Source organism: Arthrobacter sp. HS15c (assembly GCF_040812005.1).
Taxonomy (GTDB): Bacteria; Actinomycetota; Actinomycetes; order Actinomycetales; family Micrococcaceae; genus Arthrobacter.
In genome coordinates, this window is sequence record NZ_JBFOHM010000011.1 from 77,105 (window position 1) to 103,750 (window position 26,646).

Consider the following 26,646-nt stretch of genomic DNA (forward strand, 5'->3'; position numbering starts at 1 on the left):
CCATGGATATGTTGTTTGACCCGTACTCTGACGGACCGTTCAAGGCCGCCCCGGCGGCCGCCGCCCGCACCAAGTCGCGCCCCGAAGGCCTCGCCCAGGCCTCCGAAATCGGGGGCGGCGGGGGAGGCCGGAGCACGGAAAACCACCCGGCTGCGCACCACCGGCCGGACGCGGCGGAGCTGCTGCAGGGACTCAACCCGCAGCAGGAAGAGGCCGTCAAGCACGCCGGCAGCGCCCTGCTGATCGTGGCCGGCGCCGGTTCGGGCAAAACCCGCGTACTCAGCAACAGGATCGCCTACCTGATCGCCACACGCCGTGCGCACCACGGCGAGATCCTGGCCATCACGTTCACGAACAAGGCTGCCGCCGAAATGCGGGAGCGCATCGAGGTCCTCGTAGGCGGCCGCGCCAAAATCATGTGGATCTCCACCTTCCACTCCTCCTGCGTACGCATCCTCCGGCAGGAAGCGGCCAACATCGGCCTGAAGTCCAACTTCTCCATCTATGACTCCGCGGACTCGCTCCGGCTGGTCACGCAGGTGTCCAAGAGCCTGGACCTGGACCCCAAGAAGTTCGCGCCCAAGGCCATCCAGCACAAGATCTCGGCTCTCAAGAACGAGCTCATCGACGCCGACTCCTACACGTCCTCCGCGAACCACAACGATCCGTTCGAGTCCGCCGTGGCCGACGTCTTCAAGGGCTACACCCAACGGCTGCGGCAGGCCAACGCCATGGACTTTGACGACCTGATCGCCGAGACGGTCTACATGTTCCGGGCCTTCCCGGCGCTCGCTGACTCCTACCGGCGGCGCTTCCGGCACGTCCTCGTGGACGAATACCAGGACACCAACCACGCCCAGTACGCGCTGGTACGCGAAATCGTGGGCGAGGGACCCGGCGCCTCCGAGCTCACCGTGGTGGGCGACTCCGACCAGTCCATCTACGCGTTCCGTGGCGCCGACATCCGCAACATCGTGGAGTTCGAAAAGGACTACCCGGACGCGCGCACCATCAAGCTGGAACAGAACTACCGCTCCACGCAGAACATCCTCAGCGCCGCCAACTCCGTCATCTCGCGCAACCCCAACCGCCCGGACAAACGGCTGTGGACGGCCGAGGGCGAAGGCCACAAGATCATCGGCTATGTGGGCGAAAACGAACACGATGAAGCCCAGTTCATCGCCAAGGAAATTGACCGCCTCCAGGACGAGGACAACCTGCGCCCCGGCGATGTCGCCATTTTCTATCGCACCAACGCGCAGTCCCGCTCCATCGAGGACGTGCTGGTACGGGTAGGGCTTCCGTACAAGGTTGTTGGCGGCACCCGCTTCTACGAACGCAAGGAAATCAAGGACGCGCTCGCGTACCTCCGGGTGCTGGTCAACCCCGACGACGACGTCAACCTGCGCCGCGTGCTGAACGAACCCAAGCGCGGCATCGGCGACCGCGCCGAGGGCGCCGTGGCTGCACTGGCACAGCGGGAGCGGATGTCCTTCATGGCCGCCGCCCGCCGCGCCGAGGAAGCCCCCGGCATGGCCACCCGCTCCGTTAACGCGGTGCTGGGGTTCGTGAAACTCCTGGACGATCTCGCCGAAGTGGCGGCCGGTTCAGGCGCGGCGGCTGCCCTTGAGGCGGTCCTGGAGCAGACGGGCTACCTGGCCGGCCTGCGTTCGAGCACCGATCCGCAGGACGAGTCCCGCGTGGAAAACCTGGCGGAACTGGTCGCCGTCGTCCGTGAATACGAACAGGAAAACCCGGAAGGGTCGCTGGGCGCCTTCCTGGAGCAGGTCTCGCTTGTCGCGGACGCCGACCAGATCCCGGACGCGCCGGGGGCCGATATCGACGCCGCCGTGGCGGAGGCCAAACGGCTGGGCGTGGTCACGCTGATGACACTGCACACGGCAAAGGGCCTCGAATTCCCGGTGGTGTTCCTGACGGGCATGGAGCACGGGCTGTTCCCGCACCAGCGGTCCGCCACCGACCCCAAGGAACTCGCCGAGGAGCGCCGGCTCGCCTACGTGGGCCTGACGCGCGCCCGCAAGCGCCTCTACGTCACGCGTTCAGAGGTCCGCAGCATGTGGGGCCAGAGCCAGTACAACCCCGCCAGCCAGTTCCTCGAGGAGATCCCGGCCGAGCTTCTGGAGTGGAAACGCGAAGGCACCAGCCGGCAGACCGGCGGCTGGGGCAGCGGATCCATTGCCTCGAACCGGTACAACGGATCCTTCTGGGGCGCCGGCACGGCCCGTGGCGCGGCGGCTGATTCCTCGGCCGGTTTCAACTCGGACGTTCCCGCCATCATCGCCAAGAACCGGGTGCAGCCGCAGAAGGAGATCGTGGCTGTCAGCGTGGGGGACAAGGTCAACCACACCAGCTTCGGCAACGGCACGGTGCTGGCGCTTGAAGGCGCCGGTGACAAGACCGTGGCAAAGGTCAAATTCGATGTGGGGGAGAAGCGGCTCCTGCTGCGCTACGCGCCGCTGACCAAGCTCGACGCCTAGGGGCGGCTGCCCTTGTCGGGGGACCCGGGCTGGCATACAGTTCAGGAAAATTGAGTACGGCAGATTCGGGGCACTACCGTGAAAATCCTGTTCGCCAGCCAGGCCATTGACGGCCATTTCAACCCCATGACAGGCGTCGCGATGCGCCTGAAGGACCGCGGCCATGACGTCGGCTGGTACACCGGCCAGGTATTCGCCGGGAAGCTCCAGGGCCTGGGCATTGAGCACTTCCCTTTCCGCCGGGCGATCGAGCACCGTGCGGACAACCTGAACGAGCTGTATCCGGAGCGGGCCAAACTCAAAGGGCCCCTGGCCATCGGCTTCGACGGGGAAAAGATCTTTGCCAGCAACATCAGCAATTTCATTGAGGACATTCGCGAACTGAACACAGATTTTCCCTTCGACGTCGCGGTCGTGGACAGCACCATGTTCATCCAGCGGCTGCTTTCGCATCTTTTGGGAAAGCCACTGGTGACCTTCGTTGTGGTTCCGAACATGGAGAGCGATCCGCTGGTCCCACCGCTGTTCTTCGGGTTCAACCCGCCCCGCAATGCTGCGGAAAGGCTGGTGCAGGCCTCAGCAGGTCTGCTTTCGGACAAGGTCATCTTCAGGCCGGCGAACAAGAGCTACCGGCGCCAGCACGGGACCTACGGCCAGGTGGTCCCCAGCCACGGCCGGTTGACGGACGAACCCTACCGGTGCTCGGACGCCATCATCCAGACCGGGCCGGAGTCCCTCGATTTCCCGCGGCGGCACGTCAACCCCAAGGTCCACTACGTCGGGGCGCTGCTGCCATACCGTGCAGCCGACCAGTCCGCGGCAGGAACCGGCATCGACGATGAGCTGCCGCGAAACTACCCGGCAACGTTCGTGGTGACACAGGGGACGGTGGACAACGCGGACCACAACAAACTGATTGTTCCCGCGCTTGAGGCGCTGAAGGACATGGACGCGTTGGTGATCGTTGCTACCGGTGGACGGGGCACCGAAGCCCTCCAGGCCCGCTACAAACAGGCCAATGTGGTGGTGCGGGACTACGTGGATTTCGCCACAGTCTTTGACTTCACCGACGTGTTCATCACCAACGGCGGGTTCGGTGGCGTGCAGCTCAGCCTTTCCAAGGGTGTCCCGCTGGTGGTGTCGGGCATCAACGAGGGCAAGAGCGACGTCAACGCCCGGGTGGAACATGCCCGCGTCGGCATCAACCTGCGGTCGGATGCGCCCAAGCCCGCCGACATCGCGGGCGCCGTGGAGAAAGTCCTGGCAGATCCCGGCTGGAAAGAGCGCGCACGGAACATGCGTGAACAGCTGGACTCGGCAGATCCGGCCGAGGCCGCTGCCGCCGTCGTGGAGGGCGTCGCGAAGCCGTCCGCGGGGTGAAGCCGGCATCCGGGCATAATGGAGCCCATGCGACGGACTGTATTGGGGATCCTGGCCGCCTTCTTCCTGCTGGCGGCCACGGCGTGTTCCATCACCACCGAGGACCCCGGCTACGTGGCTCCGCCGCCGCTGCCCGCACTGGAACAACTGGAACAGGCAGCCCTGGCTGATCCAGCCCCCTTCGCGGCCGGCGAAGACATCCTCTCCTTCGTGACCGGGGACCGCTCCATCGTGTGTTCACTGACCTCGGCCAAGGGCGAGCACATCAAGCTTCCCTACGAGCAGAACAACTTCAGCGACAGCGGGAACACCAAACTGGCTACCGTTCCCGTGGCACACTGCGAGCTCGCGAAGTATCCCAAGCCGGCAACCGCCGACGTGAAGGACGACTGCGCCGGAACCGGCCTGGGCTATCTCGGCGGAACGGCCCTGCTGACTCCTGAATCAGCAACCTACGGCGGGTGCCGTTCCGGCGTCACACAAATGGAGTCGGCCTACGGACCGGAGGGGAACAAAGCAGGCCCGATCACCCAGCTTCCGGTCCTTCCGGAAGGGCAGAACCTCGAACGGAACGGACTGCGTTGTTCCGCCTACAACGGCGGCGTGGCGTGCGGAAACGTGTCCGCCGGCGTCGGATTCTTTGTTGCGCGGGACCGCTACGAACTTATTTCCAAGGCATCCGAACCGGCTTCAACGGCCCCGTCAGAGGCCCCAAAAACCCCGTAATCTAGGGCTTTTTCTACGCCCCATAGAATAGTGTCCTTACTCACATAAGCGGTAGTCTGGGACGGGCCGGTCCCCAGAAAGGACTAGAGTTCCGAAAGGAGCATTGCGCCGCGTGGCTCGTTTCCAACCAGTCGCAGGTGCTTGCAATTCCGCAGCCCGGTCACCGTCTTCGATGGTGCCCGACTGTACAGAAACTACTTCGACGTAGAAGGACACTAAACCGTGGACCTGTTTGAATACCAGGCGCGCGATATGTTCGAGGCGCACGGTGTACCCGTGCTTGCTGGCATCGTGGCGTACACCCCAGAAGAAGCAAAGGCAGCTGCCGAGAAGATCGGCGGCGTAACTGTCGTTAAGGCCCAGGTTAAGGCCGGTGGCCGCGGTAAGGCCGGCGGCGTCAAGGTTGCCAAGACCGCCGACGAGGCACTTGAGCACTCCACCAACATCCTGGGCATGGATATCAAGGGCCACACGGTCAACAAGGTGATGATCGCCCAGGGTGCTGACATTGCCGAGGAGTACTACTTCTCCGTCCTGCTGGACCGGGCAAACCGCAACTACCTGGCCATGTGCTCGGTAGAGGGCGGCATGGAGATCGAGCAGCTCGCCGTCGAACGTCCGGAAGCGCTGGCCAAGATCGCCATCGATCCCGCCGTCGGCATCGACCAGGCCAAGGCTGACGAAATCGTTGCAGCCGCCGGCTTCGCTGAGGAACTGCGCGGCAAGGTCGCCGCCGTGATCCTCAAGCTGTGGGACGTCTTCAAGAAGGAAGACGCCACCCTCGTTGAGGTCAACCCGCTGGTCAAGACCGGTGCCGGCGACATCGTGGCACTGGACGGCAAGGTCTCCCTCGACGAGAACGCGGAGTTCCGCCACGCCAAGCACGCCCTCCTCGAGGACAAGGACGCTGCGGACCCGCTCGAGGCCAAGGCCAAGGCGCAGGACCTGAACTACGTCAAGCTGGACGGCTCCGTTGGCATCATCGGCAACGGTGCAGGCCTGGTTATGTCCACGCTGGACGTCGTTGCCTATGCCGGCGAAAACCACGGCAACGTCAAGCCCGCCAACTTCCTGGACATCGGCGGTGGAGCATCCGCCGAGGTCATGGCGGCCGGCCTCGACGTCATCCTCGGTGACGAGCAGGTCAAGTCCGTGTTCGTGAACGTCTTCGGTGGCATCACCGCGTGTGACGCCGTGGCCAAGGGCATCGTTGGCGCCCTGGCTGAGCTGGGCTCCTCCGCGAACAAGCCGCTGGTAGTCCGCCTCGACGGCAACAACGTTGAGGAAGGCCGCCGCATCCTGGCCGAGGCCAACCACCCGCTGGTTACCCTGGCCGCCACCATGGACGAGGGCGCCGACAAGGCCGCCGAGCTCGCCAACGCAGCTAAGTAAAGGGACGCACCATGTCTATCTATCTGAACAAGGACTCCAAGGTCATCGTCCAGGGCATCACCGGCGGCGAAGGCACCAAGCACACCGCCCTGATGCTGAAGGCCGGCACCAACATTGTTGGTGGCGTCAACGCCCGCAAGGCCGGCACCACGGTCCTGCACGGCGACAACGAAATCAACGTCTTTGGCACCGTCAAGGAAGCCATGGCCGAAACCGGCGCTGACGTCTCCATCGTCTTTGTCCCGCCGGCATTCACCAAGAACGCCGTTGTTGAAGCCATCGAAGCCGGCATCGGCCTCGTTGTAGTCATCACCGAAGGCGTGCCGGTCCAGGACTCCGCCGAATTCTGGGCACTGGCCCAGGCCACGGTTGACGCCGACGGCAAGCAGGTCACCCGCATCATCGGACCGAACTGCCCCGGCATCATCACCCCCGGCGAAGCGCTGGTCGGCATCACGCCGAACAACATTACGGGCAAGGGCCCCATCGGCCTGGTTTCCAAGTCCGGAACCCTGACCTACCAGATGATGTACGAGCTGCGTGACCTCGGCTTCTCCACCGCCATCGGCATCGGCGGCGACCCCGTCATCGGAACCACCCACATCGACGCCCTGGCTGCGTTCGAGGCTGACCCCGAGACCAAGGCGATCGTCATGATCGGCGAAATCGGCGGCGACGCTGAAGAGCGTGCGGCTGACTTCATCAAGGCCAACGTCACCAAGCCCGTTGTTGGCTACGTGGCCGGCTTCACCGCTCCCGAAGGCAAGACCATGGGCCACGCCGGCGCCATCGTCTCCGGTTCCGCAGGAACCGCCCAGGCCAAGAAGGAAGCACTCGAGGCTGCAGGCGTGAAGGTCGGCAAGACGCCGTCCGAGACCGCCAAGCTGCTGCGGGAAGTCTACGCAGCGCTCTAAGTTCACAGCACAGAGCGCGGGGCCACCTGCCGTCCTTGGACGGCAAGGTGGCCCCGCGTTTTTTGGTTAAAGTACGACGACGGACGGTCACCTTCCCCGGGAAAGTGACCGTCCGTCGTCGTACTTTTCGGTCCTAGACCTTTGCGCCGCTGAGCAGCTCATCCAGCCGCTCGTAGCCCTCAGTCAGGCCGCCCTCCATGCCGGACTGCGCCATGCCGTCCCGGGCCTCCTGGGTGGGGTAGACGGAGTGGCCGCGCAGGCGGGTGCGTCCGTTGCCGAGATCCTCAAACGTCATGAATTCGAGGCTGACAACATCCGGGTAGCCGCCGAACTCGAAGGTCTGGATGGCGAATTCGTTTTCCCGGACCGTGTGGAAGACCCCGCTGAACTGATAGGCGACGCCGTCGGGCCCCGTGTGCAGGTAGCTGTAGGTGCCGCCGGTGCGGAAGTCGTAGTGGTCGATGTCCATCTTCAGTCCCCGCGGGCCGAGCCACTGGACGATCAGGTCCGGCTCCTTGTGCGCGCGGAACACGTCCGCGACCGGGAAATCGAACTCACGCTCGTAGTCGATAAAAGGGAGTCCTTCGGGGATGCTGAGTTTCAGTTCATTGCTCATGATGGGTCCTTTGCCTGTGTGCCGCTTGCGGCGGCGCTGGAGTGGAGCACGGCATCGAGGCTGCGGAACTGCCCCTCGCGGACCAACCGGTACTGGTCAATCCAGGCGGTGAGCGCCTCCAGTCGTGCGGGGTTCAGGTGGACGGGCCGGCGCTGCGCGTCACGCGTACGTGTGACCAACTGCGCCTGTTCGAGGACCTGGATGTGCTTCGAGACCGCCTGTTTGGTGATCGCGAATGGTTCCGCAAGTTCGTTAACGGTGGCGGGGCCCCGGCTGAGCCGGGCGATGATGCGGCGGCGGACGGGGTCGGCCAAGGCCGTGAATGCTGCATCGAGGAGCGCATCGTTGCTGTCCATCCCCGCCACCTCCCGCCACGTGCCTGCCAACGTAATCAATCAATTGCTTTATCAACCTCTTGGTTGTTTAAGGCTACTCCTGGAACCGCCGGACGGCAAGGGGTTGTGGACGAAACTTTGTTCGCAGCTTGAGTAGTTTGTTAGTATGTCAGGACAAACTAGTTGAGGGAGCTACTGTGCCGCTGGTACGAATAGATGTTAATCAGGGGCGCAGCCCCGAGGATCTGCGCCGACTGAGCCGGGGGATCCACGATGCGATCCTGTCGGAGTATGGGATTCCGGAGCGGGACTACTTCCACGTCCTGACCGAACATCCGGAGGGGCAGATTGTGGCGCAGGATGCCGGACTGGGCTTCGAGCGCACCCTGGATGTGGTGATGATTCAGATCTTCACTCAGGCCGGCCGCAGCCAGGAGGCCAAACAGTCACTTTTTGCCGCCATCGCCGCGAGGCTGGAAAGCGTGGGCGTGGCCGGCGAGGACGTCTTCATCGGCTACGTGGAGAACGCGGCGGGCGACTGGTCGTTCGGCTTTGGCAGGGCCCAGTACGTCACCGGCGAACTGGCCGTACCCCGTAAATAGCGCCATTTCCGGCAGGCTAAGGGCTCCGATTGTGGGCTCCGTGGCCTCCTATGGCAAGTTGTAAACATGTCAGTACAAACCTTTGACAGGACATTGATTCTAGGGCAGAGTAGTGGATGTGACCCCGCTCATGGAGGGGTCAGCCAGGCACCGGGCTCTAGCTGTTTTGAGGTACAGAGTTCAAACAAGAAAGGTCCGCGATTACCGTGACCCACGAACTGCTCACGATCGGGCGCATCAGCGTTGATATCTACCCGAATGACATCGGGGTGGATCTGGAGGACGTGACCTCCTTTGGAAAGTACCTTGGCGGATCGCCGTCGAACGTCGCCGTGGCGGCTGCCCGGCACGGCCGCCGGACCGGCGTGATCACCCGCACCGGCGATGACGCGTTCGGAACGTATCTTCACCGGGAACTGAAGAAGTTCAATGTTGATGATTCCTTTGTCACGCCCGTGAAGGAGTGGCCCACCGCGGTGACCTTCTGCGCGATCAAGCCGCCCGAGGACTTCCCGCTGTACTTCTACGGACGTTTCCCCACAGCACCCGACCTCCAGATCAAGGCCGAAGAGCTCGACCTGGACGCCATCCGGGACGCGCGGATCTTCTGGTCCACCGTCACGGGCCTGTGCCAGGAGCCCAGCCGCGAAGCCCACATCAAAGCGCATGAGGCTCGCCCGCAGGCCGGCCTGAAAGACGGCCAATTCACCATCCTGGACCTGGACTACCGCCCGATGTTCTGGGCATCGGAAGAGGAAGCGCGGGCCCAGGTCGCCAAGATCCTGCCGCACGTCACGGTTGCCATCGGCAACGACAAGGAATGCGCCGTCGCGGTGGGGGAGGGAACCCCTGACGAGCAGGCCGACCGCCTGCTCGCCGCCGGAGTTGAGATCGCCGTCGTCAAACTCGGCCCGGAGGGCGTCATGGCGAAGACACGCACCGAGCGTGTGGTGTCCGCCCCTGTGCCTGTGGAGACCGTCAACGGCCTCGGCGCCGGAGATTCCTTCGGCGGAGCCTTCTGCCACGGACTGCTCTGCGGCTGGCCGCTGGCCCAGGTCCTGGACTACGCCAACGCCGCCGGCGCGATTGTTGCCTCCCGTTTGTCCTGCGCCGATGCGATGCCGACACCGGACGAGGTCACCTCGCTGCTGGCCGAACGCGGCCGCCCGGTTCCCGTCACGTCAGTCCCGCAAGGAGCAGCACTGTGACACTCACACCCCTCGCCTCGAACAATGCCCTGGACGACGATCCACGCCGCTACGCCCACCTGAGCACCATCCGGCTCGAGGATCCGGACGCCGTTGCCCGGGCCGCCGCGGCGCGGCGACGCCACCCCGGCCTGAAGTACGGCCGGCAGAACTTCATCGTCGCGGCGGACCACCCCGCGCGGGGAGCCCTCGCCGTCGGGAATGATCCGGTGGCCATGGCGGACCGCCGGCAGCTGCTGGACCGGCTGCAGATTGCGCTGGCCAACCCGGAGGTGGACGGCGTGCTGGCCTCGCCGGACATCATGGATGACCTGCTCCTGCTGGGCGCCCTGGACGGCAAACTGGTTTTCGGGTCAATGAACCGCGGCGGGCTGTCCGGCCTGATCAACGAATTCGATGATCGTTTCACCGGACACACGGCGGCAGCGCTGGAAGCCCTCGGTGCCGACGGCGGGAAGATGCTGACACGCATCTGCCTGGGCGACCCGGACACAGTGTCCATGCTTGAGGCTACGGCCAAGGCCATCGACTCCCTTGCTGAGCGCAGGCTGATCGCCATGGTGGAACCGTTCCTCTCCCTCCGGGAAAACGGCAAGGTCCGCAACGACCTCTCCACCAACGCCGTGATCAAGTCCATCGCGATTGCCGAAGGCCTGGGTTCCACCAGCGCCTACACGTGGATGAAGCTGCCCGTAGTGGCCGAGATGGAACGGGTCATGGCGGCCACCACCATGCCCACCGTGCTCCTGGGCGGGGACCCGGACGGCACCCAGGACGAGGTGTTCGCCAGCTGGCAGGCCGCCCTGGCCCTCCCGGGCGTGCAGGGCCTCACCGTCGGACGGACACTGCTCTATCCGGCCGACGGCGATGTTGCCGGCGCCGTGGCAACCGCCGCCTCCCTCCTTCACCACACCGCACCAGCCCACACCGCAGAAGTATCGGAGTAACTTCCCATGGGGACGAGAACAGCAACCGGGACCCGCCGAATGACGGTCGCACAGGCCGTGGTGGAATACCTGTCCAAGCAGTACACCGTTGACCGCATCGGCAGCGAGGACTACCGGGAACGACTGATCCCGGGCACGTTCGGCATTTTCGGGCACGGCAACGTCGCCGGCGTCGGGCAGGCTTTGAAGCAGTACCAGCAGCTTGACCCGAAGATCATGCCGTATTACCAGGGCCGCAACGAACAGGCCCAGGCGCACCAGGCCGTGGGTTATGCCCGGCACACCCGCCGCCGCCAGACATTCGCGATCAGCACCTCGATCGGGCCGGGTTCCTCGAACCTGCTGACCGGGGCTGCGCTGGCCACCACCAACCGGCTGCCGGTTCTGCTGCTGCCGAGTGACACCTTTGCCACGCGCGCCGCGGACCCGGTCCTGCAGCAGCTGGAGCAGCCCTACGCCTACGACATCACCGTCAATGACGCCTTCCGGCCGCTGTCCAAGTTTTTTGACCGGGTTTCCCGGCCGGAGCAGCTGTTCTCGGCGTTCCACCACGGCCTGCGGGTCCTGACCGATCCGGCCGAAACCGGGGCGGTCACCATCTCCCTCCCGCAGGATGTCCAGGCCGAGGCCTTCGACGTGCCCGAGGAGTTCCTGGCCGAGCGCGAGTGGCGGATCCGCCGCCCCGACGCCGACGACGAGGACATCCGCCGCGCCGCCGAGGCCATCCGTGCCGCGAAGCGGCCCCTGATCATCGCCGGCGGCGGCGTCCTCTACGCCTACGCCAACGATGAACTGGCCACGTTCGCCGAGCTGACGGGGATCACGGTGGGGAACACCCAGGCCGGCGTCGGTGTCCTTCCCTGGGACCACCCGTTCTCCCTCGGGGCGATCGGTTCGACGGGTACGACGGCGGCGAACGCCATCGCCGCGGAGGCGGACCTGATCATCGGGATCGGCACCCGGTATGAGGACTTCACCACCGCGTCGCGGACCGCGTTCCAGAACCCGGACGTGCGCTTCATCAACATCAACGTCGCCGCCATCGACGCGTACAAGCACGGCACTACCCTCCCGATCGTGGCCGACGCCCGCAAGGCCCTGGTCAAGCTCAACGCAGCCTTGGGCGGGTACCGCGTCGGCGCGGACCTCGAAGCCCAGGTTGTTGCGGAGAAGCAGCGTTGGGACGCCACCGTGGATGAGGCGTTCGATACCCGGTTCACGCCGCTGCCGGCGCAGAACGAGATCATCGGCGCCACCTCCCGGGCCATGGACGCGCCCGACGTCGTCATTTGCGCTGCGGGCTCGCTGCCCGGGGACCTGCACAAGATGTGGCGGGTCCGGGACCCGTTCGGCTACCACGTGGAATACGCGTACTCCTGCATGGGCTACGAAATCCCCGGCGGCCTCGGCGTTAAGCGCGCCGCCCTTGCTGAGGCCGCCCGCGGCGGAACGCAGCGGGACGTCGTTGTGATGGTGGGGGACGGCTCCTACCTGATGATGCACACCGAACTGGTCACCGCCGTCGCCGAACGGATCAAGCTGATTGTGGTCCTGATCCAGAACCACGGCTACGCCTCCATCGGTTCGCTTTCCGAATCGCTCGGCTCGCAGCGGTTCGGCACCCAGTACCGTGCCCTGGACGAGGAGCAGCACAGCTTCGACGAGGGCGACACCCTCCCCGTGGACCTGGCCCTGAACGCCGAAAGCCTCGGCGTGAAGGTGGTCCGGATCGAACCGGGGGAGAAGGTCATCGCCGAGCTCGAGCAGGCCATCCGGGACGCCAAAGCCGCCCCGGAGCGCGGTGGGCCCATCCTGATCCACGTTGAATCCGATCCGCTGCTTGACGCGCCGAGCTCCGAGTCGTGGTGGGACGTTCCTGTCTCCCAGGTCTCCGAGCTCGACTCCACCCAGCAGGCCTTCCAGACCTACACCGACCACAAGGCCCGCCAGCGCAAACTGCTCGGCTAAATCCTTCTCTTCAGCCCCTTCGACTACTCAAGGAAGAGTCCCATGACTGCCACCACCACTGAGACCACCACCATCAACCATTTCATCAACGGCGCCGAAACCGCCGGTGAAGGCACCCGCACCCAGCCCGTCTACAACCCGGCCACCGGTGCCGTGTCCGCCCAGCTGCGGCTGGCCAACCGGGCCGACCTGGACGCCACTGTCGCCGCTGCCCGTGCCGCCGCCGATTCCTGGGGTGATATTTCCCTGGCCAAGCGCACCAACGTGCTGTTCAAGTTCCGCGAACTCGTTGCCGCGCACGTGGACGAGCTCGCTGAACTGATCACTGCCGAGCACGGCAAGGTCCTCTCCGACGCCAAGGGCGAGATCGGCCGCGGCCTGGAGGTCATCGAGTTCGCCTGCGGCATCCCGACCCTGCTCAAGGGCGACTACTCGGACCAGGTCTCCACCGGCATCGACGTCTTCTCCTTCCGTGAGCCGCTCGGCGTCGTCGCGGGCATCACCCCGTTCAACTTCCCCGTCATGGTGCCGTTGTGGATGGCCCCGATGGCGATCGCCACCGGCAATGCGTTCATCCTCAAGCCCTCCGAACGTGACCCTTCCGCGTCGATGCTGCTCGCGAAGCTGTTCAAGCAGGCCGGCCTGCCCGACGGGGTGTTCCAGGTCCTGCACGGTGACAAGGAAACCGTCGAGGGGCTCCTGACCCACCCGGACGTGGACGGCATTAGTTTTGTTGGGTCCACTCCGATCGCCCAGTACGTCCACGAGACCGCGACCAGGCACGGCAAGCGGGTCCAGGCGCTGGGCGGGGCGAAGAACCACGCCATCATCATGCCGGACGCGGACCTGGACAACGCCGCGGACCACCTCGCCGCCGCCGCGTTCGGCTCCGCCGGGGAGCGCTGCATGGCGATCTCCGTCGCCGTCGCCGTCGGGGACGCCGCGGACCTGATCGTCAAAAAGGTCGAAGAGCGCGCCCTGGCCGTGAAGGTCAACAACGGCACCGCACCCGGCGCCGAAATGGGCCCGGTCATCACCCCGGCGTCCAAGGAACGCATCGTGAAGATCGTCACCGAGGCCGAAACCGCAGGCGCGGCCATGGTCGTGGACGGCCGCGACCTCGTCGTCCCCGGCCACGAGGACGGCTTCTGGGTCGGACCCACGGTAATCGACCACGTGAAGACCGGAATGACCGCCTACACGGAGGAAATCTTCGGACCCGTGCTCGTCGTCGTCCGCGTGGAGGACCTCGACGCCGGCATCGCCCTGATCAACGCCAACCCGTACGGCAACGGCACCGCGATCTTCACCTCCTCCGGCGCGAACGCCCGGAAGTTCCAGCGCTCCGTGAGCGTGGGCATGATCGGCATCAACGTCCCCCTGCCGGTCCCGGTGGCCTACCACTCCTTCGGCGGCTGGAAGGCTTCCCTGTTCGGTGACAAGCACATCTACGGCCCCGAAGGCGTCTCCTTCTACACCCGCGGCAAAGTAGTGACGTCCCGCTGGCCCGAACCCACCCACGCCTCCGGCGCAAGCTACAACTTCCCCTCCAACTAACGAGGCCCACCTGGTTTCGACAAGCTCAACCACCGGTGGTTGAGCTTGTCGAAACCAGGTGATGCAAAGGATTGAGATATGACTGAGAACAAGCTGATCATCGGCACCGCACCGGATTCCTGGGGCGTCTGGTTCGCGGATGACCCCAAGCAGACCCCGTGGGAGCGGTTCCTCGACGAAGTGGCCGAGTCCGGCTACAAGTGGATCGAACTGGGCCCGTACGGTTACCTGCCGAACGACCCCACCAGGCTGGCGGAGGAACTCAAGGCCCGCGACTTGAAGGTCACCGCAGGAACGGTTTTCACTGCGTTCCACCGCGGATTGGACCAGTGGGAGACCGCCTGGGAGCCGGCCCGCAAGGTCGCCGAGCTTACCGCAGCCATGGGCGGCGAGCACATCGTGGTCATCCCCGCCATGTGGCGTGACGATGTCACCGGCGAAGCCGTGGAAAGCGGCGAACTCACCGAAAAAGCCTGGGGCGACCTCTTCGCAGGCCACAACCGCCTGGGCAAGACCCTGCTGGAAGACTTTGGCCTGCAGCAGCAGTTCCACTCGCACGCAGACTCCCACGTCGGAGCACAGGAAGACATCGAAACCCTGCTGGCCGCCACCGACAGCAAGTACCTGAACCTGTGCCTGGACACCGGCCACGCCGAATACTGCGGAGCCTCCAGCCTTGAGCTGATCAAGAACTACCCGGACCGCATCGGCTACCTGCACCTGAAGCAGATCAACCCGGACATCCTCAAGAAGGTCAACGAGGAAAACATGACCTGGGCCGCCGCAAACCTTGCCGGCGTGATGACCGAGCCGCCGAACGGGCTGCCGGACCTGCGGGCCGTCATCGAAGCAGTGGAGGCTCTGAACCGGCCCATCTTCGGCATAGTAGAGCAGGACATGTACCCAGTGGCCTTCGACATCCCCATGCCCATCGCCAAGCGCACCCGCAACTACCTGCTGTCCTGCGGCTCCCGCACGGCCGTCAACTAGCGTCCGCCCAGGGCACCGAAACGTAAGGAAAGAATCAATGACTGAAACCCTTCGCGTCGCCGTCATCGGCGCCGGCCGCATGGGCGCGGACCACATCCAGCGCCTCCACAAGCGCATCAACGGCGCCGAAGTGGCCGCCGTCGTCGACGTTGACCTGGTCCGCGCCCAGGCCGCCATCGAAGGCATCCCCGGTGCCGTGGCCCTGTCCGACGCCGAGGAGGCGCTGAACAACGGTGATGTCAACGCCGTGCTGATCGCCACGCCGGGCTTCCTGCACGAGGACATCCTGCTCAAGGCGATCGCCAAGGACATCCCCATCCTCTGCGAGAAGCCGCTGACCCCGGACGCCGAGTCCTCGTGGAAGATTGTCCAGGCTGAAGAGAAGCTGGGCCGCAAGCGCATCCAGGTTGGTTTTATGCGCCGGTTCGACGCCGAATACGCTGCCTTGGGCGACATCATCCGCAACGGGGAGCTCGGCGAGCTGCTGATGCTGCACCACCAGCACCGCAACCCCACCACCCCTCCCGGCTTCACCAACGAGATGCTGATCAACGACTCCGTGGTGCACGAATTCGACGCCATCCGGTTCTTCACCGGTGAGGAAATCACGTCCGTCCAGGTGCGCCTGGGCAAGGCGACGAAGAACGCGCCCGCCGGCCAGCACGACCCCCAGCACGTGCTGCTGGAAACCGAGTCCGGTGTCCTCGCCGACGTCGAGATCTTCGTCAACGCGAACTACGGCTACGAGGTAGGCACCCAGGCGTCCTTCGAGGAAGGCGTCGTCAGCATCGGCGGCGACAAGGGTCCCTACACCCGCACTGCCGGCCGCTGGGGTGGCAACGTCACCGCCGGCTTCGAGGAGCGTTTCGGCGCCGCGTACGACGTCGAAATCCAGTCGTGGGTGGACGCTGCGGTCCGTGGCGAGATCGGCGGCCCCACCGCCTGGGACGGGTACGCCACCGCGGCGTGCTGCGAAGCCGGCGTCGAGGCCCAGAAGAACGGCGAAAAGGTCGCCGTGAAGCTGAACTCCAAGCCTGCCCTCTACAGCTAGCCCGCCCGCCCTTTTCGGACTGATCCACAATGGAGTGTTCCACGTGAAAATCGCACTTGATCCCACCCCGTTCCACCACTCACACAGCCTGCTCGAATTCCCCCGGGTGGTGGCGGACCTCGGCTACAAGTACATGCAGATGACCCCGCACGCCGACTTCATCCCGTTCTACAACCACCCCAAAGCCGACGACGAGCTTGTGGGCCAGCTGAAGAAGGCCTGCACGGACGCCGGGATTGAGATCGCCTCCGTCCTGCCGGTCCTGCGCTGGTCCGGGCCGGACGAGGACGCCCGGGAAGCCGCCGTCCGCTACTGGAAGCGCGCCATCCAGATCACCGTCGACCTCGGCGTCAGCACCATGAACACCGAATTCAGCGGCCGTCCGGAAAAAGCAGAAGAATCCGAGCGGGCCTTCTACCGCTCCATGGAAGAACTGCTGCCCATCATCGAACGTGAAGGCATCGACCTGCTGATCGACCCGCACCCGGACGACTTCGTCGAAGAAGGGCTTGCCGCCATCCGGGTGATCCGGGGCCTGAACTCGAAGAACGTGGGCCTGGTCTACGTCGCGTCGCACAGCTTCCACATGAAGAACGCGCCGCTGGACATCATGCGCGCTGCGGGGGACAAGCTCCGCCTGGTCCACGTCGCCGACACCATGGACCACCACGCCTCCCACGGCCTGCGGTACATCACCAACCCGCCGGGCAACCCCGTGCGCGTGCACCAGCACCTGAAAATCGGCGACGGCGACGTCAACTGGGAGGAATTCTTCGGCGGACTGCAGGAAATCGGCTTCCTGGACCGCGACGACACCGTGATGGTCTCCAGCGTGTTTGCAGAAGACGACAATGCCGAAGAAATCTCCCGCTACCAGCTGGACACGATGAACAACTACATCGCCAAAGCACGGTAGCGGGCCGCCCTATGAAGCACACAGAAAATACGCTTTCGAGTTCTTCAACCCAGTCCCTGGCAGGCCCTGCCGCCCCAGCCGGCAATCCCAAGAAGTTCATGCGCCGGGTGGCCCTGTTCTCCACTTTTGGCGGACTGCTGTTCGGCTACGACACCGGCGTGATCAACGGCGCCCTGCCCTTTATGCAGCGCGACCTCGGGCTGACGCCGCTGACTGAAGGCCTGGTCACCTCCACCTTGCTTTTCGGCGCGGCGTTCGGAGCCATCACGGCCGGCCGGCTCTCGGACCGTTTCGGCAGGCGACGGACCATCATGGCGCTCGCCCTGATCTTCGCACTCTCCACGATCGCCTGCTCCTTCGCACCAACAACGGAACTGCTCGTCGTGGCCAGGACCGTCCTCGGCCTTGCCGTGGGTGGGGCGTCGGTGATCGTGCCCGTGTACCTGGCGGAAATGTCGCCGGCCGCCCAACGCGGGCGGATCGTCACGCAGAACGAGCTCATGATCGTTACAGGCCAATTCCTGGCGTTCACGTTCAACGCTGTCCTGGGCAACGCCTTCCCGGAGGCGTCCGGTGTGTGGCGGTGGATGCTGGTCATCGCAACACTGCCCGCGGTGGTGCTGTGGTTCGGCATGCTTGTGCTGCCCGAAAGCCCGCGCTGGCTCGCGTCGGCAGGCCGCTTCGGCGAAGTGCTGGAGGTGCTGCGCAAGACCCGGGCGTCGGCCGAGATCTCCTCGGAATTCGATGACGTCCGGCAGGCAGCCCGCGAAGACTACCAATCCAAAATGGGCACGTTCAAGGACCTCGCAGTTCCCTGGATCCGCCGGATCTTCGTGGTGGGCCTCGGGATGGCCATTATCAACCAGATCAGCGGCGTCAACGCCATCATGTATTACGGCACATCGATACTCTCCAGTTCCGGCTTCGGGGACCAGGGCGCCCTCCTTGCGAACGTCGTCAACGGTGTCACGTCGGTGGTGGCGGTCATCGTGGGCATGTCCCTGATGACCCGCGTCCGCCGCAAGCCCATGCTGATCGTCGGCCTGGCGGGAACCTCGTCCTCGCTGCTCGCCATCGGCCTGATATCGATGGCGGTCCCCGAGGGCACCCTCCGCGGCTACCTGGTGCTGCTCTTTATGGTCACCTTCCTGGCATCCATGCAGTCCTGCATCGGCACCGTCACCTGGCTGACCCTGTCAGAAATCTTCCCGATGCACGTGCGCGGCATCGGGATGGGCATCTGCGTGTTCGTGCTGTGGATGATCAACTTCCTGATCGGCTTCTTCTTCCCGCAGATGGTGGCCTGGATCGGGGTGTCAGCCACGTTCTTCATCTTCGTGGCCATCCAGCTGGCAGCCATCGTCTGGGTAAAGCGCGTGGTGCCGGAAACCAAGGACAAGAGCCTCGAAGACCTTGAGCACTACTTCAAGAACGCGGCCGTAGCCTAGGTCACCCAAAGAAAAGCCCCGCCGGGCGCGCTTCCGCGCCCCCGGCGGGGCTTGTGCGTTGACTGCTCAGGCGTGCGAGTGGAGCCGGGGGAGCGCGTCGACCAGCGGGGCTAGCTCGGGCACTTCCTGGGCCTGGGCGAGGGCCCGCTCCAGGGTGGCATCGTGGGCGGGGCGTGCCTCCTCCAGCAGCTTGATCCCGCCGGCCGTGAGCTCGGTATAGATTCCGCGCCGGTCGTCGGCGCACAGGACGCGGGTCAGCAGCCCGCGGTCCTCCAGCCTGTTGACCAGACGGGTGGTGGCACTGGCGCTGAGCGCTGTGGCGCGGGCCAGCTGCTGCATGCGCATATGCCAGCCGTCCTGCCGGCCGAGGGCATCGAGCACCGTGTACTCAACAACTGACAGCTTCGCTTCGGCCTGCAACGAGCGTTCGAGCTCCGATTCGATCAGGCCGTGCAAGGCTGCCAGCGTCCGCCAGCCCTGAGCCCGGACTTCGACGGCGTCATCCTTGATGCCCATCTGCAATTCCCTTCAAAGTTTTGTCCCCGGAACGTGAATCAGGGCACATCAAATAATAGTTGCTTGCGCGTAGTATCTGCTTGTGCAACAATTAATAACGCGTCTGCAACTACTAGCTTACGCGCCCTATTCCTTTCCGTACAGCTTCTGAAGGAGCACTCCCATGCCTCTTGGCCTCCTAGCCCTCGCCCTTGGCGGGTTTGGGATCGGACTCACCGAGTTCGTGATCATGGGCCTGCTGCCCGAAGTGGCCGCCGACTTCAATGTCAGCGAGGCCACGGCCGGTTGGCTGATCTCCGGCTACGCCCTCGCCGTCGTCGTCGGCGCCCTGCTGCTCACTGCGGCGGTGACGCGCTTCGAACGCAAGCCCGTGCTCGCCGTCCTGCTGGTGCTCTTTGTGGCGGGTAACCTGATCTCGGCCGCCGCCCCGGACTACGCGGTGATGATGATCGGCCGGATCGTTGCCGCACTGGCCCACGGTGCATTCTTTGGCATCGGCGCCGTAGTGGCCGCGGACATGGTGGCTCCCACCAAAAAGGCCGGCGCCATCGCGATCATGTTCACCGGGCTGACCGCCGCCAACGTCCTCGGCGTCCCGTTCGGCACCATGCTGGGCCAGGCGGCCGGGTGGCGCTCGACCTTCTGGGCTATCACCGGCATCGGCGTTCTGGCACTGGCCGGCATCCTGACCCTGGTGCCCAGGACCGGCCGTGGCGACGCTGCTTCAGGCGGCCTGCGGAGGGAGCTGGGCGCCTTCCGCTCCGGCCAGGTCTGGCTTTCCATCCTCGTCACCATCCTCGGCTACGGCGGCATGTTCGGCGCCTTCACCTACATCGCCTTCACCCTCACCGAAGTGACAGGCTTTGCGGCCGCCACCGTGCCCTGGATCCTGATCCTCTTCGGCATTGGACTCTTCATTGGCAACACCGTGGGCGGCAAGGCCGCGGACCGCAATGTTGACCGCACCCTCCTGGTGGTCCTCGCCGTCCTGGCGGTGGTCCTGGTGGCCTTCGCCCTGACCGCCGGCAACCAGCCGCTCACGATCGCCGCCATCATCCTGATGGGCGGCTTCGGCTTCGCTGCCGTCCCGGGCATGCAGATGCGCGTTATGAAATATGCCAGCAGCGCACCCACCCTGGCCTCCGGCGCCAATATCGGCGCCTTCAACGTCGGCAATGCCCTCGGCGCCTGGCTTGGCGGCGTGACCATCACCGCCGGCCTTGGCTATACCTCACCCATCTGGGCCGGCGCCGGCATCACCCTGCTTGGCCTCGGGGTGATGGCCTTCGCTGCGGCCGCTGACGAGCGGCACCGGGCAGGCGAGGTGACGTCGGAAGCGCCGGCTCCCGCCGCCGTCGAGCACGTGAGTGCCGAACCCGCCGCGGTTGCCGCGAGTTTCCACAGCTAAGCACCTCTCCCGGCAGGATTCCGGGCCCCGCACCGGGAGTGATGGCACCGCCATTGCTCCCGGTGTTTTTGTATCACAAGGAGGCCGCTCAAGTTAAAACATCCTAATGTCAGGACAAACTATTGACATTAGTGAACTGAATCACCATGATCGAGGTAGACAGTGCTCCGGAGGCTGCAGAGTGGCAGCCCGGACCCTGCGATCAAAGGAGATATAGGTGGCACATTTTTCCTGGCGTAAAGCGGCCCTGACCGCGGCTGTAGTACCCATGCTGGCGCTCAGCGCATGCTCAAGCACCGGGGGCCGGGCCCCTGATACCGGAACAGGCGCCGGCGGTGGCCAAGTGGCCACCACGGAGCGGATGAAGATTGCCCTGATCGCCCACGCCCCCGCCGGCGACACGTTCTGGGACACCGTTCGCAAGGGCGCAGAAGAAGCGGCAGCGAAAGACAACGTTGAACTGCTGTACACCTCCGATCCGGAGGCCGGCCGGCAGGCGCAGCTGATCGAGCAGGCGATCGACCAGAAGGTGGACGGCATCGCCGTTACCCTGGCCACGCCCGATGCTTTGAAGGATGCGCTGAAGAAAGCCTCTGATGCGGGAATCCCCATCGTCAGCTTCAATGCCGGCGAATCGGTCTCCGCGCAGCTCGGGGCATTCACGCACTTCGGGTCCAACGAGCAGCTCGCCGGCCAGGCCGTGGGAACAAAGCTCGCGGCAGGTGGCTACAAGCACCCGGTCTGCGTGATCCAGGCGCAGGGCCATGTGGGCCTCGAGGCCCGCTGTGCCGGTGTGAAGTCCAAGGTACCCGGCACGGAAATTCTGTATGTCAACGGAGCGGACATGACGTCGGTCGAATCGACGGCCACCGCGAAGCTGCAGGCATCCAAGGACGCTGATGTCATCATCGGCCTGGGCGCTCCCATTACCCTCACGCTCCTGAAGTCAGTGGCCACCGCCGGAAGTACGGCCAAGGTTGCCAGCTTCGACCTGAACAAGGAACTCGCCCAAAAGGTTTCCGACGGCAGCGTGCTGTTCACCGTGGACCAGCAGCCATGGCTGCAGGGCTACGGCGCCGTGGATGCGCTGTGGCAGAACAAGCGCGGCGGGTTCAAGCTCGGCGGCGGCCAGTCGGTCCTGACCGGTCCGGCCATCGTCGACCAGTCCAACGCCGCCGAAGTCCTGAAGTTCGCCGAACAGGGTATCCGCTAACAGCCCGCTGGCCGGGCCGGCCAACGCCGGCCCGGCAGCAAGGAGAATCATCATGACCATCACCCAGACCAGAACCAAATCACCTGCCACCGATGAACGCGTGGCCAAACGCAGTCCCTTGCAGCAGCTCCTCGGCCGGCCCGAGGTTGGGGCCCTCGTGGGCGCCATCGTCCTCTTCGTCTTTTTCGCTGTGGTGTCCTCGACGTTTACCCAGCCCAATGCCCTGGCCACCATCCTGTACGGCAGCTCCACGATCGGGATCATGGCAGTAGGGGTTTCGCTGCTGATGATCGGCGGGGAATTCGACCTTTCCACCGGCGTCGCCGTGATCTCCTCGGCGCTCACGGCATCAATGTTCAGCTGGTACTTCAGCACGAACGTCTGGGTGGGGGTCATCCTGGCTTTGCTGGTGTCCCTGGCCATCGGTTTCATCAACGGCTGGATCCTGATGAAGACCAAGCTCCCGAGCTTTATCGTCACCCTGGCCTCATTCCTGATGCTGACCGGCCTCAACCTGGGCCTCACGCGCCTGATCGGTGGCTCCGTCTCATCGCCGTCGATCTCCAACATGGACGGCTTCGACACCGCCCGCAGCGTCTTCGCATCTTCGGTGAACATCGCCGGCATCGACGTCAAGATCACGGTGTTCATCTGGATCGCGCTGGTCGCAGTCGCCACCTGGGTGCTGATGCGGACCCGCGTGGGGAACTGGATCTTCGCCGTCGGCGGGGACGAGAACGCGGCCCGCGCCGTGGGTGTGCCGGTCAAGGCCACCAAGATCGGGCTGTTCATGGGCGTTGGCTTCTGCGGCTGGATCCTCGGCATGCACAACCTCTTCGCCTTCGACACCGTGCAGTCCGGTGAAGGCGTCGGCAACGAGTTCCTCTACATCATCGCCGCGGTGATCGGCGGCTGCCTCCTCACCGGCGGCTACGGCTCGGCTGTTGGCGGGGCCATTGGCGCCTTCATCTTCGGCATGGCCAACAAGGGCATCGTCTACGCCCAGTGGAACCCTGACTGGTTCAAGTTCTTCCTGGGCCTGATGCTGCTGCTGGCCACCATCGTCAACCTGATCGTCAAGCGCCGAGCAGAGCTCAAGTAAAGGGGCCCGGAGAAAATGAATGCCAAGCAGATCGACCAAGCAACCCTGCTTCAGAATGAAACCGATCCACTGACGCACACGCCGGTGCACCTGCTCTCGCTGGACAAGGTGGGCAAGAACTACGGCAACATCCTGGCGCTGAGCGACGTGACCATGGCCGTGGACAACGGCCGGGTCACCTGCGTCCTGGGCGACAACGGCGCGGGCAAATCCACCCTGATCAAGATCATCGCCGGCCTGCACCAGCACGACGACGGCGTCCTGAAGATCATGGGGGAGGAGCGGAAGTTCGGCTCCCCGCGCGACGCCCTCGACGCCGGCATCGCCACCGTCTACCAGGACCTCGCCGTGGTGCCGCTGATGCCGATCTGGCGGAACTTCTTCCTCGGCTCTGAACTGACGTCCGGCTTCGGCCCGTTCAAGAGCCTGGATGTCCAGAAGATGAAGGACATCACCAAGAAGGAACTCGCCGAGATGGGCATCGACCTGCGGGACGTGGAGCAGCCCATCGGGCAGCTCTCCGGCGGTGAACGCCAGTGTGTCGCGATCGCCCGCGCCGTCTACTTCGGCGCGAAGGTCCTGATCCTGGACGAGCCGACGGCGGCCCTCGGCGTGAAGCAGTCAGGCGTGGTCCTGCGCTACATCCTGCAGGCCCGCGACCGCGGCCTGGGCGTCATCTTCATCACCCACAACCCGCACCACGCCTTCCCCGTGGGCGACCGGTTCCTGCTGCTCAAGCGCGGCAAATCGATCGGTTACTACGAGAAGAAGGACATCACGCTCGAAGAGCTCACCGCGCAGATGGCCGGCGGCGCGGAACTGGCCGAACTCGCCCACGAACTCGAACAGCTCGGCGGCCACGGCGACGTGGTCAAGGAAGTTCAGAACGAAGTGGCAGACGTGGCGCAGACCACCGGCAAGGCCTACAACTAACTCCCGAAAGGACCAGCCATTGGCTTACATCAACCAGAACCCCGCCGCAGGACCGGCACCCGTCCGGATCGGGCTCATCGGCTCCGGGTGGATGGGCGCGTTCCACGCAGACAGCATCGCCCGGCGCGTCCCGGGCGCCGTCCTGGCGGCCATCGCCGACCCCAACGTGGAATCGGCCCAGAGCCTCGCCACAACACTCGGCACCGCCCAAGTGACGGCCAACGCCGAAGACATCCTGGCGGATCCGGAGATCGACGCCGTCATCATCGCCAGCCCGGTACGGTTCCATTCGTCGCTGATCGCCCAAGCCGCCGCCGCCGGAAAGCACGTCTTCTGCGAGAAACCCGCCGGCCAGGGGCTCGACGAACTCGACGCCGCCCTCGCAGCGGTGGAAGAGGCCGGCGTGCATTTCCAGGTCGGCTTCAACCGGCGGTACGCCGACGACTTCCAGGCCGCAAAGAAGGACCTCGCCGCAGGTATCGCCGGGACACCGCAGCTCCTTCGCTCCCTGACCCGTGACCCCGGGACCGGGAGCATCCCGAACGCGGCCAGGGTCCCGGCGTGGACCATCTTCCTGGAGACCCTGATCCACGACTTCGACACCCTCAACTGGTTCAACGAAGGCGCCGAGCCCGTGGAGGTATACGCCGTGGCGGACGCGCTGGTGGAGCCCTCCCTGCGTGAAGCGGGGTTCCTGGACACCGCAGTGGTGACCATCCGCTACAGCAACGGCGCAGTGGCCGTGGCGGAGGCAAACTTCAGCGCCCTGTACGGGTATGACATCCGCGGCGAAGTCTTCGGCTCCAAAGGCATGGTCCAGGCCGGCCGCGCCACAGAAACGGCCGCCCGCCGCTACACGGCGGATGGCCTGTCCGCCGACACCCCGCGGCTCAACGTGGAACTGTTCCGCCAGGCCTACACGGACGAACTCGCCGACTTCGCCGGCGCGGTGCGTGCGCGGCGCGATGGCATGCCGCCGTCGTCGTCCGGCTTCACCATCACCCCCGGTGCCGTCGATGCCCGCCGCGCGTTGGCCATGGCACTGGCGTGCATCGAATCTGTCCAGCGCGGCGCCCCGGTCGCGGTCAACGAGACGGCAGCCGTCTGATGCGCCTGGCAGTCTGCGCGGAGATGGTCTTCACGGACCTTCCGTTTGTGGAACGGGTGCGCCGGATCCACGAGTCCGGCTTCGACGTCGAGCTCTGGGATTCGCGGACCAAGGACATCGGTGCGCTCAAGGCCACCGGGGCGGTGTTTTCCTCCATGACGGGCTACACCTCGGGCAGCCTGGTGGACCCCGAAACCGCCGATGATGTGGTGCGGACCGCCGAATCGCTGATCCCCACGGCACTGGAACTGGGGGTCAGCCGCATGGTGGTGCACCCGGCCGAACTGATCGACGGCCACGCAGCACGCCCCGTATACCGTTCCACCGGCACGATGTGGAGCACCGGGGCGCGGACCCTGGAACGGCTCGGCAAGCTGGGCGAAAAACACGGCGTCACGTTCTGCCTGGAGAACCTCAACACCGTCGTTGACCACCCCGGCATCCCGCTGGCACGCGCCAAGGACACCCTGGCCCTGGTGGAGGCCGCGGGGCATCCCCACGCCAAGCTAATGCTGGACCTGTATCACGCACAGCTGGGGGAGGGGAACCTCATCGAACTGGTGCGGGCAGCCCTGCCCTACATCGGAGAGATCCAGGTGGCCGACGTCCCGGGCCGGTGCGAACCCGGGACCGGGGAAATCAACTACGCGGCCGTCGCCAAGGCGCTCGCGGAGGCCGGCTATGAGGGAACCGTTGGCATGGAAGCCTGGGCCAGGGACGACAGCGACGCGGCCCTGGACGCCTTCCGCGCGGCCTTCACCGTCTATGCAGAGGAGAAGCGATGAAGGACGTCATCCTGGGACTCGTGGGGGTGGGGCGGATCGGCGTGATGCACGCCAACAACATCGCCGCCCTCAACGGGGTACTCAACGCGGAAGGCATCAACGTCCGGCTCCGGCTGACCGATGTTGCCGAAGAGCACGCCAGGAACGTCGCGGCCGGCCTGGGGGCAGCGTTCCTCCCGTCGGTGGAAGCCCTGCTGGCCTCCGGGCTGGACGGGCTGGTGATTGCGACTGGCACGGGCACGCACCCTGAGCTGATCAAGGCGGGGGTCGACGCCGGAATCCCGGTCTTCTGCGAAAAGCCGGTGGCTTTGGACGTGGCGGACGCGCTGCCGGTGCTGGAGTACATCCGGGACCGGCAGGGCGTGGTGCAGATCGGCCACCAGCGCCGCTTCGACGCCGGCTACCTGGAGGCCCGGCGGGCTTACCAGGCCGGGGAACTGGGCTGGATCCATTCACTGCGGGCGGTCACGTGCGACATGGCACCGCCACCGGTGGAGTTCCTGGCCAGCTCCGGCGGCCTGTTCAGGGACTGCTCCGTCCACGACTTCGACATCCTCCGCTGGCTGACCGGCCGGGAGATCGTCGAGGTTTACGCGAAGGGCTCCAACAACGGGGACCCGGCCATCGGCGCGGCCGGGGACGTGGACACCGCCCTGGCGCTGGTGACGTTCGACGACGGGACTGTGGGTACCGTCTCCGCCACCCGCTACAACGGGGCAGGCCACGACGTCAGGCTGGAAATCCAGGGGTCCCGCCGGTCGCTGATGGTGGGGCTGGATGACAAAACCGCAGTGGCCTCGGCCGAAGCCGGCATCGGGTTCCCCGCGGGGGAGCCGCATCTGACCTTCGCCGAAAGGTTCGATGCTGCCTACCGCTCCGAGATGGCGGCGTTTGTGGAACTGATCCTCGGCCGCCGGGAGAATCCCTGCACACCGGAGGACGCGGTAGCGGCGTCCCGGGTGGCGGATGCCGCCCAGGAGTCCCTCGCGACCGGTGTTCCCGTCCGCGTGGCCCTGAAAGTGGCGCGTTAGCC

At 65.2% G+C, this 26,646-nt stretch carries 24 protein-coding genes; 21 read left to right on the forward strand and 3 right to left on the reverse strand.

Annotated features, from left to right (window positions below):
- The first annotated feature begins 2 nt into the window (after positions 1-2).
- The 5 genes from pcrA (at position 3) to sucD (ending at position 6,910) form a co-directional block, all read left to right on the forward strand.
- Positions 3-2,498, forward strand: a complete 2,496-nt coding sequence (gene pcrA / locus ABV518_RS18315) for a DNA helicase PcrA (protein ID WP_367769797.1) — start codon at positions 3-5, stop codon at positions 2,496-2,498.
- 78 nt (positions 2,499-2,576) lie between these two features.
- Complete coding sequence (locus tag ABV518_RS18320; RefSeq protein ID WP_367769800.1) at positions 2,577-3,878, forward strand: glycosyltransferase; 1,302 nt, start codon at positions 2,577-2,579, stop codon at positions 3,876-3,878.
- Between the two features lie 18 nt (positions 3,879-3,896).
- Positions 3,897-4,604, forward strand: a complete 708-nt coding sequence (locus ABV518_RS18325) for a hypothetical protein (RefSeq protein WP_367769803.1) — start codon at positions 3,897-3,899, stop codon at positions 4,602-4,604.
- Positions 4,605-4,826: 222 nt separating this feature from the next.
- On the forward strand, positions 4,827-5,996 hold the full coding sequence (gene sucC / locus ABV518_RS18330) for an ADP-forming succinate--CoA ligase subunit beta (RefSeq protein WP_131134120.1): 1,170 nt from the start codon (positions 4,827-4,829) through the stop codon (positions 5,994-5,996).
- 11 nt (positions 5,997-6,007) lie between these two features.
- Entirely contained in the window at positions 6,008-6,910 is a 903-nt protein-coding gene (gene sucD / locus ABV518_RS18335; protein WP_131134119.1) for a succinate--CoA ligase subunit alpha, read from the forward strand.
- A 133-nt stretch (positions 6,911-7,043) separates the two neighbouring features.
- On the opposite strand, the gene ABV518_RS18340 is transcribed toward sucD, so the two are convergent.
- The gene (locus ABV518_RS18340; RefSeq protein WP_367769808.1) at positions 7,044-7,526 is read right to left on the reverse strand and encodes an SRPBCC family protein; all 483 of its coding nucleotides are present in this window, start codon (positions 7,524-7,526) and stop codon (positions 7,044-7,046) included.
- The gene (locus ABV518_RS18345) at positions 7,523-7,882 is read right to left on the reverse strand and encodes an ArsR/SmtB family transcription factor (protein ID WP_367769811.1); all 360 of its coding nucleotides are present in this window, start codon (positions 7,880-7,882) and stop codon (positions 7,523-7,525) included. Before ABV518_RS18345 ends, ABV518_RS18340 begins: the two co-directional genes overlap by 4 nt.
- A gap of 176 nt (positions 7,883-8,058) precedes the next feature.
- On the opposite strand from ABV518_RS18345, the gene ABV518_RS18350 reads away from it, so the two are divergent.
- The 9 genes from ABV518_RS18350 to ABV518_RS18390 all read left to right on the forward strand — a co-directional run bounded on the left by ABV518_RS18350 (position 8,059) and on the right by ABV518_RS18390 (position 18,548).
- Complete coding sequence (locus tag ABV518_RS18350; RefSeq protein ID WP_367769814.1) at positions 8,059-8,463, forward strand: tautomerase family protein; 405 nt, start codon at positions 8,059-8,061, stop codon at positions 8,461-8,463.
- A gap of 206 nt (positions 8,464-8,669) precedes the next feature.
- On the forward strand, positions 8,670-9,671 hold the full coding sequence (iolC, locus tag ABV518_RS18355; protein ID WP_367769817.1) for a 5-dehydro-2-deoxygluconokinase: 1,002 nt from the start codon (positions 8,670-8,672) through the stop codon (positions 9,669-9,671).
- Positions 9,668-10,618, forward strand: coding sequence for a deoxyribose-phosphate aldolase (locus tag ABV518_RS18360; RefSeq protein WP_367769821.1), 951 nt, complete (start codon positions 9,668-9,670; stop codon positions 10,616-10,618). The genes iolC and ABV518_RS18360 overlap by 4 nt, the downstream gene beginning before the upstream one ends.
- A 39-nt stretch (positions 10,619-10,657) precedes the next feature.
- Positions 10,658-12,586: a 3D-(3,5/4)-trihydroxycyclohexane-1,2-dione acylhydrolase (decyclizing) gene (iolD, locus tag ABV518_RS18365; RefSeq protein WP_367769824.1), complete on the forward strand. Its 1,929-nt coding sequence runs from the start codon at positions 10,658-10,660 to the stop codon at positions 12,584-12,586.
- Positions 12,587-12,628: 42 nt separating this feature from the next.
- Positions 12,629-14,143 (forward strand): CoA-acylating methylmalonate-semialdehyde dehydrogenase, encoded by a 1,515-nt coding sequence (locus ABV518_RS18370; RefSeq protein ID WP_367769827.1) that lies wholly within the window; start codon positions 12,629-12,631, stop codon positions 14,141-14,143.
- Between the two features lie 78 nt (positions 14,144-14,221).
- A complete protein-coding gene (locus ABV518_RS18375) occupies positions 14,222-15,133 on the forward strand; it encodes a sugar phosphate isomerase/epimerase family protein (protein WP_367769829.1) in 912 nt (303 codons plus the stop codon).
- A gap of 37 nt (positions 15,134-15,170) precedes the next feature.
- A complete protein-coding gene (locus ABV518_RS18380) occupies positions 15,171-16,184 on the forward strand; it encodes a Gfo/Idh/MocA family protein (protein WP_367769832.1) in 1,014 nt (337 codons plus the stop codon).
- 43 nt (positions 16,185-16,227) lie between these two features.
- Entirely contained in the window at positions 16,228-17,100 is an 873-nt protein-coding gene (locus tag ABV518_RS18385) for a sugar phosphate isomerase/epimerase family protein (protein ID WP_367769835.1), read from the forward strand.
- Between the two features lie 11 nt (positions 17,101-17,111).
- The gene (locus ABV518_RS18390; protein WP_367769837.1) at positions 17,112-18,548 is read left to right on the forward strand and encodes a sugar porter family MFS transporter; all 1,437 of its coding nucleotides are present in this window, start codon (positions 17,112-17,114) and stop codon (positions 18,546-18,548) included.
- Between the two features lie 66 nt (positions 18,549-18,614).
- Here ABV518_RS18390 and ABV518_RS18395 read toward each other — a convergent pair whose 3' ends face one another.
- Entirely contained in the window at positions 18,615-19,064 is a 450-nt protein-coding gene (locus ABV518_RS18395; protein WP_367769840.1) for a MarR family winged helix-turn-helix transcriptional regulator, read from the reverse strand.
- 163 nt (positions 19,065-19,227) lie between these two features.
- Here ABV518_RS18395 and ABV518_RS18400 point away from each other — a divergent pair, with 163 nt between their 5' ends.
- From ABV518_RS18400 to ABV518_RS18430, 7 genes are all read left to right on the forward strand, one after another.
- Positions 19,228-20,472 (forward strand): MFS transporter, encoded by a 1,245-nt coding sequence (locus tag ABV518_RS18400; protein ID WP_367769843.1) that lies wholly within the window; start codon positions 19,228-19,230, stop codon positions 20,470-20,472.
- 217 nt (positions 20,473-20,689) lie between these two features.
- Positions 20,690-21,685 carry a substrate-binding domain-containing protein gene (locus ABV518_RS18405; RefSeq protein ID WP_367769846.1) on the forward strand — a complete coding sequence of 332 codons (996 nt, stop codon included), beginning with the start codon at positions 20,690-20,692 and terminating at the stop codon, positions 21,683-21,685.
- Positions 21,686-21,737: 52 nt separating this feature from the next.
- Positions 21,738-22,787 (forward strand): ABC transporter permease, encoded by a 1,050-nt coding sequence (locus tag ABV518_RS18410; protein ID WP_367769849.1) that lies wholly within the window; start codon positions 21,738-21,740, stop codon positions 22,785-22,787.
- A 15-nt stretch (positions 22,788-22,802) separates the two neighbouring features.
- Positions 22,803-23,720, forward strand: coding sequence for an ATP-binding cassette domain-containing protein (locus tag ABV518_RS18415; protein WP_131134103.1), 918 nt, complete (start codon positions 22,803-22,805; stop codon positions 23,718-23,720).
- A gap of 19 nt (positions 23,721-23,739) precedes the next feature.
- Complete coding sequence (locus ABV518_RS18420) at positions 23,740-24,828, forward strand: Gfo/Idh/MocA family oxidoreductase (protein ID WP_367769853.1); 1,089 nt, start codon at positions 23,740-23,742, stop codon at positions 24,826-24,828.
- The gene (locus tag ABV518_RS18425; protein ID WP_367769856.1) at positions 24,828-25,613 is read left to right on the forward strand and encodes a TIM barrel protein; all 786 of its coding nucleotides are present in this window, start codon (positions 24,828-24,830) and stop codon (positions 25,611-25,613) included. Before ABV518_RS18420 ends, ABV518_RS18425 begins: the two co-directional genes overlap by 1 nt.
- Entirely contained in the window at positions 25,610-26,644 is a 1,035-nt protein-coding gene (locus ABV518_RS18430; RefSeq protein WP_367769859.1) for a Gfo/Idh/MocA family oxidoreductase, read from the forward strand. Before ABV518_RS18425 ends, ABV518_RS18430 begins: the two co-directional genes overlap by 4 nt.
- The last annotated feature ends 2 nt before the right edge of the window (positions 26,645-26,646 follow it).